The following is a 13,849-nucleotide window of genomic DNA, read 5'->3' on the forward strand; positions in this document are numbered from 1 at the left end:
GGGGGTGTGGCGATCATGATGGGCAGGAGGTCGCTGGGGCGGCAGTTCCGGTGGCTCTGGGCGGCGTACGCGGTCAGTACGGTCGGTACGTGGCTGGCGTTCGACGCCTTCCCCTTGATCGCGATCCGAGTGCTGCACGCGGGGACGACCGAGGTGTCGGTGCTGGCGGCTTCGGGGCTCGCGGTCGCCGCGGCGGTCGCGGTCCCGCTCGGCCCGTGGGTCGAGTTCCGTCGCAAGCGGCCGGTGATGGTGGCCATGGACCTGATCCGGTTCGCGGCGTTGATGAGCGTCCCTGCCGCGTTCGCGCTCGGCCGGCTCGGCTTCGCCCAGCTCGTGGTCGTGTCGGTCGTCGTCGGGGCGGCCGACATCGCCTTCACGGCGGCCGGCGGCGCGTGCTTGAAGGCATTGGTACGACCGGAGGACCGCCTCGTCGCCAACGGGCGGTTCGAGTCCACGACGTGGACCGCGACCGTGCTCGGACCGCCGCTCGGCGGGGCGGCCATCGGACTGTTCGGTCCTGTGTTGACCGTCACGGCCAACGCGGTGAGCTACCTCCTGTCGGCGGTGGCGATCCGCGCGATCGGCGGACGGGAACCGCGGCCCGCGCGACCCGAGGCGCCGCCGCGGCTGCGCGCCGGCGACCTGCTCGACGGGTGGCGCCACATCCTCGCCGACGCCGTGCTGCGGCCGCTGTTCTTCAACACGGTCCTGGTCAGTGGCCTGATCATGGCGACCATGCCGCTGCTGGCCGTCCTGATGCTCGGCACCCTCGGGTTCACCCCCTGGCAGTACGGCCTCGCTTTCGCCGTGCCCTGCGTCGGCGGACTGATCGGCTCACGCCTGGCGTCCCCGCTCGTCAACCGGTTCGGACAACACCGGGTCATGCGCACCGCCGGTGCGCTGCGGGCGTGCTGGTCCCTCGGCCTGGCCTTCATCGGCCCCGGCACGGCCGGGCTGGTGCTCGTCATGGCCGCCGAGTTCGCACTGATCACCTGCATGGGGGTCTTCAACCCGGTGTTCGCCACCTACCGACTCGAGCGGACCCCGACGGACCGGGTCGCGCGCACCCTGGCCGCGTGGTCGATCACCAGCAAGGCCTCCATCGCCGCGCTGACCGCCCTGTGGGGCCTCCTGGCCGCCTTCACCGGCCCCCGTACCGCCATCGCGGTCGCGGGTCTCCTCATCATGACGACGCCGTTCCTGCTCCCTGGGCACGAGGACCACCCGGCGCAGCGCGAGCCGGAACCGTCCCGCGGCCACAGCCCCTGAGGCACCGCGGGCTGTTCCCCCTGTGGCATCACTCGGCCGGTGCGGCGCCGCCCCCACCGGACGGCACGCCCGCGGCGACATCGGGCAGGTCGAGCTGGTGGTCGGCCCAGACGTAGGTTTCGGGCAGCAGCTCGTTGATGCGAACCGCGCGGAGGCGGTCCCCGTTGCCGACGATCACCTCCAGGGCGGGGAAGTAGTCGAGGAGGACCTGGCGGCACCGGCCGCACGGGGGAACCACCCCCCGGTCCCGGTCGCCCACGGCGACGACGGTGTCCAGCTCATAGGCACCCTGGGCGGCTGCCGCGCCGATCAGGACCAGCTCGGCACACGGGCCGCCCGTGAAGTGGTACGCGTTCACCGCGGTGATGACGCGGCCGTCCCGGGCGCGGGCCGCGGCCGCCATCGTGTGGTCGTCACCCCGGCACCGCGTACGGGCGACCTCGGCCGCCGCCGCGACGAGTTCGTGGTCGACGGGACTGGTCCGCGTGGTCATCTTCTCTCCCTCGTTGCCGTGCCGGGGCGCCTGGTGGGCCCCCGTGGCGTGGCCTCGGCGCGAACCGGGCCGAGGACGGGTATATCCCATGGAGGCGGTACTCGCGCACCGAATATCGGGCACGCAGCCCCGCCCCCTCGGCCCGGCCACCGCCCGCGGACGTAAAGACTTCGTCAAGCGCGGGGAAGGACACACCCCGGGCGATGTGTCGAGAGATCCATTCCGCAAACACGCAAAGGAAGAAGGGTGATTGCGTTCGGCGAGTGGCGCCCGAAACGGAGGACTTCTCACCGCGCAGACCCGGACATAGCAGAACAAAATTTCTGCGTGACGGAACTCATGCTGTGTGCATGGCCATTGTTCGGCCGGGCCGAGTTTGCACATAGTTGCCACTGCTACGCCCTGTCGGTGGTGCCCGGTGTCGCGCCCGGACAGCGGACAGGGACCGTCGATCACCGACCGACAGCACTGCCACGACTGAAACGGACATGGCATGACTCGCCGACCCCGCCCGATGCCCGACGCCCGTAGGCAGCCCGAAAGACCGTGTGTTCCCGGCGCGGCGCCTCGCGCATGAGGGCCGCGCACGAACGGTTGCGCGCCGGCCTGGTGGCCGGGGCGGCCGTGGTGACCCTGTTGTGGGCGGCCCAGGTGCGGCCGTCCGCCCGCCCCGACGAGCTCATCGGGGCGGCGGCGCACCTCTCCGGGCTCCTCGCCGGCTACGGAATCCTCGCCATGCTCTTCCTGATGGCACGCGTACCGGCCGTCGAGCACGGGGTCGGGGCCGACCGCCTCGCCCGCTGGCACGCCTTCGGCGGCCGGTGGGTGCTGCTCCTGTGCGCCGCCCACGGGCTGTTCGCCCTGCTCGTCCACGCCCTGCGCACGGGGACCGACGTACTGACCGCCACCGGAGCCCTGTTCCGTTACCCGGCCGTCGCGGCGGCGTTCCTGGGAGCGGCCCTGTTGGCCGGGGTGGGCTTGTGCTCCGCCCGGGCCGTGCGCCGCCGGGTCTCGCACGAGGCGTGGCGCGGGGTCCACCTGCTCACCTACCTCGCCGCCGCGCTCGGCTTCGTCCACCAGCTCGCCGGCCCCGACGTCAGCGTCACCGCCTTCACCACCTGGTTCTGGGCGCTGCTGCACACCGTCGTCGGCGTGCTGCTCGTCTGGTACCGCGCCGTCGTTCCGGTACGTCAGGCCCTGCGGCACGGATTGCGCGTGGCCACCGTCGAACGGGAAGGCCCCGGCGTGGTCTCCGTGACCATCCGAGGGGGCGAGCTCCGCGAACTCCGGGCGGAGTCGGGCCAGTTCTTCCGTTGGCGATTCCTCAGGAGAGGCCTGTGGCACACGGCGCTGCCGTTCTCCCTCTCCGCGCCCGTACGCGACGACTGCCTCCGCATCACGGTGAAGGCGCTCGGCGGCCACTCCCGGCGGGTCCGCGGGCTGCGCCCCGGCACGCGAGTCCTCGCGACCGGTCCTTTCGGCGCGCTCACCGAACGGCGCCGCACGCGCCCCAAGGTCCTGCTGATCGCCGGCGGTATCGGGATCACCCCGATGCGCGCCCTCTTCGAGTCCCTGCCCGCGGGCCCGGGCGACCTGACCCTGCTCTACCGCGCGGGTGACGCCGACCAACTGGTGCTGCGGGACGAGCTGGAGGCCATCGCGGCCGACCGCCAGGCCGCCCTGCACTACCTGGTGGGACGCTCCGACGCCGCCTACGATCCGCTGGCCCCCCAGGCCCTGCGCGCACTCGTGCCCGACCTGTCCGACCGGGACGTCTACCTCTGCGGGCCGCCCGGCATGGCCGACGCGACGACCGCGGCGCTGATCAGGGCGGGCGTACCCGCCGTCCGCATCCACTCCGAGTGCTTCACCTACTGAGGATCCAGGTCTTCCGATGAACCGGTACGTCGCGCCCCAGGAGCCCTTCGACCACGGCCACGGCGCCGAACCGGCCGGGACGCGAGCCACGCAACCGCTGCCGCCCGCCCCGACGGCCGGGCCGCGGCGGGCCGGCCGCCCCGCCGGGGCCCGGCACCGGAAGAGCCGGCGGTCCCGATGGCTCGTCGCCGGGCTCGGCCTGGCCAGCGTGCTGACCGCGACGGTCATCACATTCACCGTCCAACCGGCTGCCCCGGCCCCGGCCCCGAGCCGCGAGCCGAGCCCGCAAGCCCAGCACTGAGACCGGGCCGTCACCCCGGCCCCAGGACCGATCCCGTACCGCTCCGCTCGTCGCCCCGGCTCGCCCGCGAGCGGGTGGGGCCGGCGTCCCCGCCCTCGGCCGGACCACGGCACGAGCCGCGCGGGGTCCTCGGTCACCGCGGGACCATCGGGGGGTGGACCGGCGTGATCCGGACAGCCTGGATGGACGTTCGATGAACCGGACACGGCCCACGGCAGGTCAGCGGGCCTCCTTCGGCAGCCGAACAGGCCGTCACCCTGCGTCCTCGCACGGTCGCGGAGGGCATGCCGACGCTCTGAGCTGCCTGAACGACCGTTCGGTCGTCGATAATCGAACGTGGTGTCTGTAAATCGGTCATCGATGTGCGCGCGCCCTTCACACACGACAGACTCTGGACCGTCCAGCCGACAGAACGCAGCCAAGTGCTGTTTTCAACCTTCGAATTGAAAGAGAGTCACGTCGTGCGTCACCGCATCGCTGCCGTCTCCGCTGCCGCCCTGCTCACCGTGGCCGGCGCCACCGGCATCGCGGAGGCCAAGCCGGCCAGCCTGTACGCCCCGTCCGCCGTGGTCCTCACCGTCGGCCAAGGGGAGAACGGTGCCACCGTCGTCAGGGCGTCCACCCTCAGTTGCGCTCCGACCGCGCAGGGAACGCACCCCGACCCCAAGGCCGCCTGTACCGCCCTCGCCGCCACCGCCGGCGCCTTCGACACTCTCCTGGCCGCCCCGGATTCGACCCGGGTCTGCCCGATGATCTACGACCCCGTCACCGTCACCGCGGACGGGGTCTGGCAGGGCCGCCGCGTCTCCTGGAAGCACACCTTCTCCAACACGTGCGCGATGTCCGCGACCTTCAACGGGAACGCGCTCTTCTCCTTCTGACGTCCCGTCCGGGCCCACACCCTCCCCGCCCGCCCGCCCCCGCCCCCTCCCCGGGGACGGGGGCGGACGCACGCGCGGCGTCCACGGCCGCCGAGCCGCTCCCGGGGCGCGGTGGCGGGCGGCTCGCGCCGCCGGGGCCCCGCGTACCCTCTGTGTGTGTCAGCCTCCCGCCTCCACCGCGTCGCCGTCCTCGTACTCGAAGGGGCGAAACCCCTCGACGTGGGCATTCCCGCGCAGGTCTTCACGACCCGGGCGAGCATGCCGTACGAGGTGCGGGTGTGCGGCGCGGCGCCCGGCCTGGTGACCGGCGGCGACGGCCTGTCGTACGCCGTCTCCCACGGACTGGACGCCCTGGCGTGGGCGGACATCGTCTTCGTCCCCGGCTACCGGTTCCCTGACCGTGACGACCCGCCGCCGGCCGTGATCGACGCGCTGATCGCCGCTCACACCCGGGGGGCGCGCCTCGCCGCCATCTCCACGGGCGCGTTCGCCCTCGCCGCCACGGGACTGCTCGACGGCAAGCGCGCGACGACCCACTGGCACTACGCGCGGGCGCTCGTGGCGAAGCATCCGCTGGTCCGGTTGGACGAGAACGTGTTGTTCGTCGACGAGGGCAGCGTGCTGACCTCGGCCGGCGCCGCCTCGGGGATCGACCTGTGCCTGCACATCCTGCGCCGTGACCTCGGGGTGGCCGCGTCCAACCACGCGGCCCGGCGCCTGGTCGCCGCCCCGTACCGCAGTGGCGGTCAGGCGCAGTACGTGCCGCGCAGTGTGCCCGAGCCGCTGGGCGAGCGGTTCGCGGCCACCCGCGAATGGGCGCTGCACCGGCTCGGCGAGCCGCTCACGCTGGAGGCGCTCGCCGAGCACGCGGCCGTGTCGCCCCGCACGTTCTCGCGGCGCTTCGCCCAGGACACCGGGTACACCCCGATGCAGTGGGTGATGCGCGCCCGGCTCGACGTGGCCCGTGAGCTGCTCGAACGTTCGCAGCGCAGCGTAGAGCGGATCGCCGCCGACGTCGGGCTCGGTACGGGGGCCAACCTGCGGTTGCACTTCCAGCGCATCCTCGGCACCACCCCGAGCGAGTACCGGCGCACCTTCACCCGGGGCGCCTAGTCGACCGGTCGGCCACCCGCCCGGCGAGATCCTCTTCGCGGGACGTTTTGGCGAGATCCTTGTGAACCATGGCAATCTCGCCGCTGTCACGCGCGGGTGCCGGGGGCGAACCTGGAGGCGAACAGAGAAGGGGACACCGCTCATGACTCGAATCGCCATCAACGGTTTCGGCCGCATCGGACGCAATGTGCTGCGCGCGCTGCTCGAACGTGACAGCGACCTCGAGGTCGTCGCCGTCAACGACCTCACGGAACCCGCCGCCCTCGCGCGGCTGCTCGCCTACGACACCACGTCCGGCCGGCTCGGCCGTCCGGTGACCGTCGACGGGAACGTCCTGGTCGTCGACGGCCGCCGCATCACGGTGCTCGCCGAGCGGGAACCGGAGCGGTTGCCGTGGGCCGAGCTCGGTGTCGAGATCGCGCTGGAGGCGACCGGCCGCTTCACCTCGGCCGAGGCGGCCCGCTCCCACATCAAGGCGGGCGCGAGGAAGGTGCTCGTCAGCGCGCCGTCGGACGGCGCCGACGTCACGCTCGCGTACGGCGTCAACCACGACGCGTACGACCCGGCCACGCACACGATCGTCTCGAACGCCTCGTGCACGACCAACGCCCTCGCGCCGCTGGCCGCCGTACTGGACCAACTCGCGGGCATCGAGCACGGGTTCATGACGACGGTGCACGCCTACACGCAGGAACAGAACCTGTTGGACGGACCGCACCGCGACCCCCGCCGGGCCCGCGCGGCCGCCGTCAACATCGTGCCGACCACGACGGGCGCGGCCAAGGCGATCGGCCTGGTGCTGCCGAACCTCGACGGCAAGCTGTCGGGCGACTCGATCCGCGTACCGGTCCCGGTGGGCTCGATCGTCGAACTCAACACCACCGTCGCCCGCGACGTGACGCGCGACGAGGTACTGGCCGCCTATCGCGCCGCCGCGCAGGGACCGCTGTCCGGGGTGCTCGAATACTCCGAGGACCCGCTCGTGTCGTCCGACATCACGGGCAATCCCGCCTCGTCGATCTTCGACTCGGCGCTCACGCGCGTCGACGGCCGTCACGTCAAGGTGGTCGCCTGGTACGACAACGAGTGGGGCTTCTCGAACCGTGTGATCGACACGCTCACCCTCCTCGCCACGCGCTGACCCGCGACACCGGGGACGCACTCGGCGCGGGTGCGTCCCCGGCCCTGCGCGGGAGCGGCGATGGTACGATGAGGTGTTTTATCACGTTTCAACCTCCTCGGGGTTGTGCCGCGACGTCCCTCCCGTGTCGCTCTCGATCGCGCCTCGCTCTCGTTGCGGTGATCGAAGCCGAGTTCGAGGGCCGTGATGCCGGTATGAGAGTCCTCCGCACCGCAGACGACACCACGCGCAGCGCCCGCCGTCGCGCCGCGGCGCCGGCGGCGGCCACCGTCTTGCTGATGCTGGTGTGCGGGCCGCCTGCCGCGGTCCCCGCCGCCGCGACGGCGTCCGTCGCGGCGGTGAGGGCCACAGAACCGTCGCCGTCCCCGTCCGCCCCGTCCGCCCCGTCGGCGCTGAAGCCCGTCGACCCGGCCGCGCTGAGATCCGCGGTTGAGCAGGCGGCGAAGAAGCTCATGGTGCCCGGTGCGGTGGTGCTGCTCCGCACACCCCAAGGAACCTTCCGCGCGGCCGTGGGCACGGCCGCGCGGGGCGCGACCCGACCGCCCGGCACGGCCGATCACTTCCGGGTCGCCTCCAACACCAAGACCCTGACGTCGGCGCTGGTCATGCTGCTCGCCCAGGACGGCAGGCTCCGACTCGGCGACCCGGTGTCCGACTACGTTCCCTCGGTGCCGGGCGGCGACCGCATCACCATCGCCGAGCTGCTGGAAATGCGCAGCGGCCTGTACAACTACACCAACGCGCCCGAACTCGCCGCGACGCTGGACTCCGAACCGGGCAAGACGTGGACACCCCGGGAATTGTTGGACATCGCCTTCCGGCACCCGCCGAACTTCGCACCCGGCACGGCCTACGAGTACAGCAACACCAACTACGTGCTGCTCGGCCTCGTCGCCGAGAAGGCGGGTGGACATCCGGCGGCCCGCCAAATCCGCGACCGGCTGCTCACCCCGCTCGGCCTGACCGGAACCTTCCTGCCGGGCGCCGAAGACGTGTCCCTGCCCACCCCGTACGCGCACGGCTACATGTACGGCGGTTCGCGGCACGCGTTGACCGACTCGCCCTATCCCGCCGACGTGCGGGCCGCGGCCCGCTCCGGGAAGCTCGCGCCGCTGGACTACACGTACCAGAACCCCTCCTACGCCTTCGCCGCCGGCAACGCCGTCTCCACGGCCGACGACATGGCCGCCTGGATCAAGGCCCTGGTGACGGGCAAGGTGTTGAGTCCCGCCTCTCAACGACAGTGGCTGCGCAGTCCGCGCGCCGAAGACCCGGCCGCCCCGGAAGGGCTCAAGTACGGCTACGGCATCTCCCACCAACGGTTCGCCCCTCGGGCCGCGATGTATTACCACGGCGGTGAAATCCCCGGCTTCAACTCCTTCATCGGGCACGACCCGGACAACGACGTCACCCTCGTGATCTGGACGAACCTCACCGTGTCGCCCGACGGCAAGACCACGGCCAACGCCCTGCTGCCCACGGTCCTCAACCAGGTCTACCGCGGCGTCCACTTCCCCACCGTCACCGACCCGGACCGGCGTCCCTAGCGAGCGTGTGGGTCATGAGAAGACGCGGGAGAACGGCCGTGTCGGGGACCGCCCGCGTCGGCGGGCGGTCCCCGACAGGCTCACGCGGTTCGCACGGCCCGTACGGCTCACAACGCGGGCGAGCGGTCACGGTCCGTGTTGCACAGCGCCCAGATCACGAAGACGCCGATGATGATCGAGATGATCGCCCAGAAGGGCGTGTAGGGCAGCCACATGAAGTTGAGGATGATGCTGCATCCGGCCAGCACCACACCGGCGACCCGCGCCCAGAGCATCCTCTTGAGGAGTCCGACGCCGACGACGACGAGGATGACGCCCAGGACGAGGTGGATCCAGCCCCAGGCGGTCAGGTTGAACTTGAAGACGTAGTTGCCGAGGCGCGCGTACACATCGTCGTTCGCGACGCCGGCGATGCCCTTGATGATGGCCAGTACGCCGTCCACGAGGAGGAGGACGCCTGCGAACATGGTGCCGCCGGCGGCCCAGGCCCCACGGCTGGTGTGGGGCTCGTGACCGCGGGGCGCTCGTGCGGTGGGCTCGGGGGTCGAAGGCTGTGCCACGACAAGCTCCTTCATCGGGCGGTGCGCCGGAACCTGGCGCGGTTATCAGCATCCGGCCACGGCGGCCTCACGGCACCCGGGCGCGTCCATTCGGGTGACGCTCCCAACGGGGCCACTCCCGACTCCCCCGGCGGGGCGGCTCACGTCCTGCGGCCGTGCGCCGCCTCCTCCACCGCTCGCAGGACGAGCCGGAGCTCCGCCTCGTCGAGCGCTTCGACGACCTGCCGGAGCTGGACGGCGCACCCGCCGACGAGGGAGGCCGCGACCTCCAGCACCGCGACTTCGCTCCTCGATGCCCGGTGGGACCACCCCAGGGTGAGCATGAGACGGCCGAGCGCGTCCCAGTCCACCGACCGGTGCTCGCCGGACCGTTTGATCATGGGCCTGTCGGCGGCGGTTTCCAGCGTGCGGTCCTCCATGAGGCGCCGCAGCCAGGAGCCGTCGTCGTACGCGCCCAGGAGCCGGGTCGCGGCCCTGACCCCTTCGTCGTCCGTTTCCCGCAGCAGGCTCTCCGCGAGCTCGGGACCAGTCATGCTCTCGGCCGTCACCGGCTTCTCCGATACTTCCGGGTTCGAGGGCCGGGACCAGCCCAGCTGCCACTCTCCTCGACGCGGCCCCGGCCCGGCGCGCGCCCACGCCGTAGGTGCGCCCGGCCGGCCGATTCCGAAGGGCGACGTTCCGCCCGGCAGCTCGGACATCCTGGCGTCCGGGTCCGGCGGTCCGGCGGGCCGCCCACCGCGGGCCCGCCGTGAGGAACCGCCGCTGCCCGGCCGTGTCGAGCCGGTGGTGGACGTCACCGGTGCGTGAGGATGGGTCTCTCGCCGGCCGGTCCAGTCCCCGCGTTGACCGCCGCGGGTCGGGTGAGGCGTTTCCAGCTGGCGGGGCTCATGGCGCGCGGGTCGCATTGCTCGCGACCGGCAGGGCACCCGACGTCACGAGCAAGCAGCCAGCAGAAGGAAACACCGACACAGGAAGAAGGACGGACGTGTCCGGCAGCGAAAGCGAGAACCCGGTAATCCCCTCCCCGACCCCCGCGCCGAGTCGACCCAGGTCGAACCGGGACTGGTGGCCGAACCAGCTGGACCTCCAAGTGCTCCACCAGCACTCGCCCCGCTCCAATCCCATGGGCGAGGACTTCGACTACGCGCGGGAGTTCGCGACGCTCGACCTCGACGCCCTGAAGCGGGACGTCTTCGAGGTGATGACGGCGTCCCAGGACTGGTGGCCCGCCGACTACGGCCACTACGGGCCGCTCTTCATCCGCATGAGCTGGCATTCCGCGGGCACCTACCGCATCGCCGACGGCCGGGGCGGTGGCGGCGCCGGCGCCCAGCGCTTCGCCCCCCTCAACAGTTGGCCGGACAACGCGAGCCTGGACAAGGCCCGCCGCCTGCTGTGGCCGGTCAAACAGAAGTACGGCCGGAAGATCTCTTGGGCGGACCTGCTGGTCTTCGCCGGCAACTGCGCGATGGAATCGATGGGGTTCGAGACGTTCGGGTTCGGCTTCGGACGCGAGGACGTCTGGGAGCCCGAGGAGATCTTCTGGGGGCCGGAGGACACCTGGCTCGGGGACGAGCGCTACAGCGGCGAGAGGGAGCTCTCCGGTCCTTTGGGCGCGGTGCAGATGGGGCTGATCTACGTCAATCCCGAAGGCCCCAACGGCAACCCGGACCCCATCGCCGCCGCCAGGGACATCCGCGAGACCTTCGGGCGCATGGCGATGAACGACGAGGAGACGGCCGCGCTCATCATCGGCGGTCACACCTTCGGCAAGTGCCACGGTGCGGTCGACGCCGAGTACATCGGCCCGGAGCCCGAGGGCTGCCCCATCGAGCAGCAGGGCCTCGGCTGGAAGAACACGTACGGCAGCGGCGCCGGCCCCCACGCGCTCACCAGCGGGCTGGAGGGCGCGTGGACGAACGAACCCACGAAGTGGGACAACGGGTACCTGGACAACCTGTTCCGGTACGACTGGGAGCTGACGACCAGCCCCGCCGGTGCCAAGCAGTGGACCCCCAAGGACCCCTCGGCGCGGGACACGGTACCCGACGCGCACGATCCGTCGAAGAGGCACGCTCCGATGATGCTGACGACGGACCTGGCGCTGAAGGTGGATCCGATCTACGGGCCGATCGCGAAGCGCTTCCACGAGAACCCTGACGAGCTCGCGGCAGCGTTCGCCAAGGCCTGGTACAAGCTGCTGCACCGCGACATGGGCCCCCTCTCGCGCTACCTCGGCCCGTGGATCCCCGAGCCGCAGCTCTGGCAGGACCCCGTCCCCGAGGTCGACCACGAACCGGTCACGGACGAGGACATCGCCACCCTCAAGCTCACCATCCTCGCCTCCGGGCTGTCCGTCTCCCAACTGGTCAGCACGGCGTGGTCGTCGGCGGCGAGCTTCCGGGGCACCGACAAGCGTGGCGGCGCCAACGGGGCGCGGATCCGGCTGGAGCCGCAGAAGTCGTGGGAGGTCAACGACTCGCCCGAGATCAGCGAGGTGTTGGAGACGCTCGAACGGATCCGAGAGGACTTCAACGGCGCGCGGACCGGCGGGGTGCGGGTCTCCCTCGCCGACCTGATCGTCCTGGGCGGCTGCGCGGCCGTGGAGCGGGCCGCGAAGGACGCGGGGCACGACGTGAGGGTGCCGTTCGCACCGGGGCGCACGGACGCCTCGCAGGAGCAGACCGACGTGGAGTCGTTCGCCGTGCTCGAACCGAGGGCCGACGGGTTCCGCAACTACCTGCGGGCGGGCGAGAAGCTGTCGCCGGAGACACTCCTGCTGGACCGCGCCAACCTGCTGAACCTCACCGCTCCCGAGATGACCGTTCTGGTCGGTGGCATGCGGGCCCTCGACGCCAATGTCGGGCGCTCGCCCCACGGGGTGTTCACGCGACGGCCACAGACATTGACCAACGACTTCTTCGTCAACCTGCTCGACATGGGCACGGAATGGAAGGCTTCCACCTCCACGGAGAACGTCTTCGAGGGCCGGGACCGCGCCACGGGCGAGGAGAAGTGGACCGCCACCGCCGTCGACCTCGTCTTCGGTTCCCACGCGCAGCTCCGTGCCACCGCAGAGGTCTACGCGTGCCAGGACGGCGAGGAGAAGCTCGTGCATGACTTCGTGGCGGCGTGGGACAAGGTCATGAACCTCGACCGGTTCGACCTCGCCCGAGCCGAGCGCACCCGGGTCCACCCCGCGTGAGTCGGGTGTCCGGGTCGGCCGCCCCGCGGCCGACCCGGACGTCGCGCCCGCTTCGGGCATGGTCAGGCCGGGAGTGCGCTGTGAGCGCCCCGGCCGGCGGTGGTGTACCAATTCCTTCGTGAAGGAACAGAAACCCGCCTCGACCGTCCGCGTGTTCATAGCGCTCGCCCCGCCCGACGACGCCAAGGAAGAGCTGGCTCGTGAACTGGCGCCGTCCTACGAGGCGTACCCGCGCATGCGGTGGAACCGCATCGAGGACTGGCACATCACCCTGGCGTTCCTCGGGGAACTCCCCGTCTCCACCGTTCCCCTCCTGCGGCCGCCCCTCGCTGAGCTCTCGGCCCGCAGCCGGCCCGTGGAACTGGCGCTGCGCGGCGGCGGCCACTTCGACGAGCGCGTGCTGTGGAGCGGACTCGAGGGGGACCTCGAAGGGCTGCACCGCCTGACCGGCGAGGTCCGGCGGGTGGTCAGGCAGTGCGGTGTCGCCTTCGAGGAGCGGCCCTTGCGCCCCCATCTGACGTTGGCCCGGTCGCGGCGCGACGACCCTTCCAGTGTGGTGAAGGCCGCCGGCGAACTCGCCGGGTTCGCCGGACGGCGGTGGTGGGCCGAGCGACTGCACCTCGTCGGCAGCAACATCGGCCGCGGGCCCGGTCCGATCCACTACCGCGACATCGAGGCGTGGGACCTGCGCGGCGGGCGGTGACACCGGTGGGACTCGGTCCGGGCCCGTCCGGCGCGCCGACGTAGGGCGACCCACTCCGGGAGGACACGCCCGCGGGACAGGGGCCGCCGTAACGGCGGGACCCGGCCTGGCGACGGCTCAGGGCGTCATGACACCCGAACCCTCCGCGCCGGACCGTTCGACCGTGGACACGACCCGCACCACCGCCGGTTCGGCGGGGGCCGACCCGAAGCCGAACCGCACGGGCGGGACGACCGGTGCGAGCGGGCCGAGGTCCACCCCGTCCAGGCTCGCGGCTGCACGGTCGATCGGCCGCAGGTCCCGGGCCGCGTACCACTGGCGGCAGCCGGGGCGCGAGCTGCCTCGGGTGCGTACGCCGGGCAGCAGGCGGGCGGGCACATCGACCAGGGCCGCCCATGCCGGACGGCGCGCGAGCGGCGGCGGGACGGCCCGCAGCGCGAGGCCGAGGACGCCCCTGCGGCCGACGGCGAAGCGCAGCGCCAGGGGCCCGGCGGCGACGTCCCATACGGGGTCCGCCCTGTGCACGCTCACGGGCACGGTGCGCACCTCGTCGAAGTGGTAGACGGCCGCGACGTACTCGGCGGTGCGGTCCGTGGGCGCCAGCAGCAGGCGCTGCCCGTCGGCGCCTTCCAGCATCACGTCGCTGAACGTCCCGAAGGGTGAGCGGAGCCAGTGGCCGACGACCACTCGGGTGCCGGACCCCGTTCCGACGGCGGCGATCCAACCGTCGAACGTCAGCCGCTCACGTCTCACGCAGG

General features: G+C 72.0%; 13 protein-coding genes. 9 read left to right on the plus strand and 4 right to left on the minus strand.

Annotated elements, in window-relative coordinates; all coding sequences use genetic code 11:
• Positions 1-15 precede the first annotated feature (15 nt).
• Positions 16-1,269 (plus strand): MFS transporter, encoded by a 1,254-nt coding sequence (locus ACV7NM_RS02820; protein ID WP_463413812.1) that lies wholly within the window; start codon positions 16-18, stop codon positions 1,267-1,269.
• Positions 1,270-1,297: 28 nt separating this feature from the next.
• On the opposite strand, the gene ACV7NM_RS02825 is transcribed toward ACV7NM_RS02820, so the two are convergent.
• Positions 1,298-1,762 carry a cytidine deaminase family protein gene (locus tag ACV7NM_RS02825; protein WP_463408712.1) on the minus strand — a complete coding sequence of 155 codons (465 nt, stop codon included), beginning with the start codon at positions 1,760-1,762 and terminating at the stop codon, positions 1,298-1,300.
• Positions 1,763-2,335: 573 nt separating this feature from the next.
• Between ACV7NM_RS02825 and ACV7NM_RS02830 the strand changes: the two genes are divergently transcribed.
• The 6 genes from ACV7NM_RS02830 (at position 2,336) to ACV7NM_RS02855 (ending at position 8,623) form a co-directional block, all read left to right on the plus strand.
• Positions 2,336-3,640, plus strand: coding sequence for a ferredoxin reductase family protein (locus ACV7NM_RS02830; RefSeq protein WP_463408713.1), 1,305 nt, complete (start codon positions 2,336-2,338; stop codon positions 3,638-3,640).
• A gap of 16 nt (positions 3,641-3,656) precedes the next feature.
• Entirely contained in the window at positions 3,657-3,941 is a 285-nt protein-coding gene (locus tag ACV7NM_RS02835) for a hypothetical protein (RefSeq protein ID WP_463408714.1), read from the plus strand.
• 461 nt (positions 3,942-4,402) lie between these two features.
• Positions 4,403-4,822 (plus strand): subtilase-type protease inhibitor, encoded by a 420-nt coding sequence (locus tag ACV7NM_RS02840; RefSeq protein ID WP_463408715.1) that lies wholly within the window; start codon positions 4,403-4,405, stop codon positions 4,820-4,822.
• Positions 4,823-4,978: 156 nt separating this feature from the next.
• The gene (locus tag ACV7NM_RS02845; RefSeq protein ID WP_463408716.1) at positions 4,979-5,935 is read left to right on the plus strand and encodes a GlxA family transcriptional regulator; all 957 of its coding nucleotides are present in this window, start codon (positions 4,979-4,981) and stop codon (positions 5,933-5,935) included.
• A 142-nt stretch (positions 5,936-6,077) separates the two neighbouring features.
• Entirely contained in the window at positions 6,078-7,076 is a 999-nt protein-coding gene (gene gap / locus ACV7NM_RS02850; protein ID WP_463408717.1) for a type I glyceraldehyde-3-phosphate dehydrogenase, read from the plus strand.
• A 194-nt stretch (positions 7,077-7,270) separates the two neighbouring features.
• Entirely contained in the window at positions 7,271-8,623 is a 1,353-nt protein-coding gene (locus ACV7NM_RS02855; RefSeq protein ID WP_463408718.1) for a serine hydrolase domain-containing protein, read from the plus strand.
• 107 nt (positions 8,624-8,730) lie between these two features.
• On the opposite strand, the gene ACV7NM_RS02860 is transcribed toward ACV7NM_RS02855, so the two are convergent.
• Both ACV7NM_RS02860 and ACV7NM_RS02865 read right to left on the minus strand, forming a co-directional pair.
• The gene (locus tag ACV7NM_RS02860) at positions 8,731-9,183 is read right to left on the minus strand and encodes a DUF7144 family membrane protein (protein WP_463408719.1); all 453 of its coding nucleotides are present in this window, start codon (positions 9,181-9,183) and stop codon (positions 8,731-8,733) included.
• Positions 9,184-9,323: 140 nt separating this feature from the next.
• Positions 9,324-9,716 carry a hypothetical protein gene (locus ACV7NM_RS02865; protein WP_463408720.1) on the minus strand — a complete coding sequence of 131 codons (393 nt, stop codon included), beginning with the start codon at positions 9,714-9,716 and terminating at the stop codon, positions 9,324-9,326.
• 452 nt (positions 9,717-10,168) lie between these two features.
• Between ACV7NM_RS02865 and katG the strand changes: the two genes are divergently transcribed.
• Together katG and thpR are read left to right on the plus strand one after the other, a co-directional pair.
• Positions 10,169-12,388 carry a catalase/peroxidase HPI gene (katG, locus tag ACV7NM_RS02870; protein ID WP_463408721.1) on the plus strand — a complete coding sequence of 740 codons (2,220 nt, stop codon included), beginning with the start codon at positions 10,169-10,171 and terminating at the stop codon, positions 12,386-12,388.
• A gap of 118 nt (positions 12,389-12,506) precedes the next feature.
• Positions 12,507-13,091, plus strand: coding sequence for an RNA 2',3'-cyclic phosphodiesterase (thpR, locus tag ACV7NM_RS02875; RefSeq protein WP_463408722.1), 585 nt, complete (start codon positions 12,507-12,509; stop codon positions 13,089-13,091).
• 117 nt (positions 13,092-13,208) lie between these two features.
• Here thpR and ACV7NM_RS02880 read toward each other — a convergent pair whose 3' ends face one another.
• Entirely contained in the window at positions 13,209-13,844 is a 636-nt protein-coding gene (locus tag ACV7NM_RS02880; protein WP_463408723.1) for a hypothetical protein, read from the minus strand.
• Positions 13,845-13,849: the final 5 nt, after the last annotated feature.

The organism is Streptomyces sp. Tek67B01, assembly GCF_055231995.1.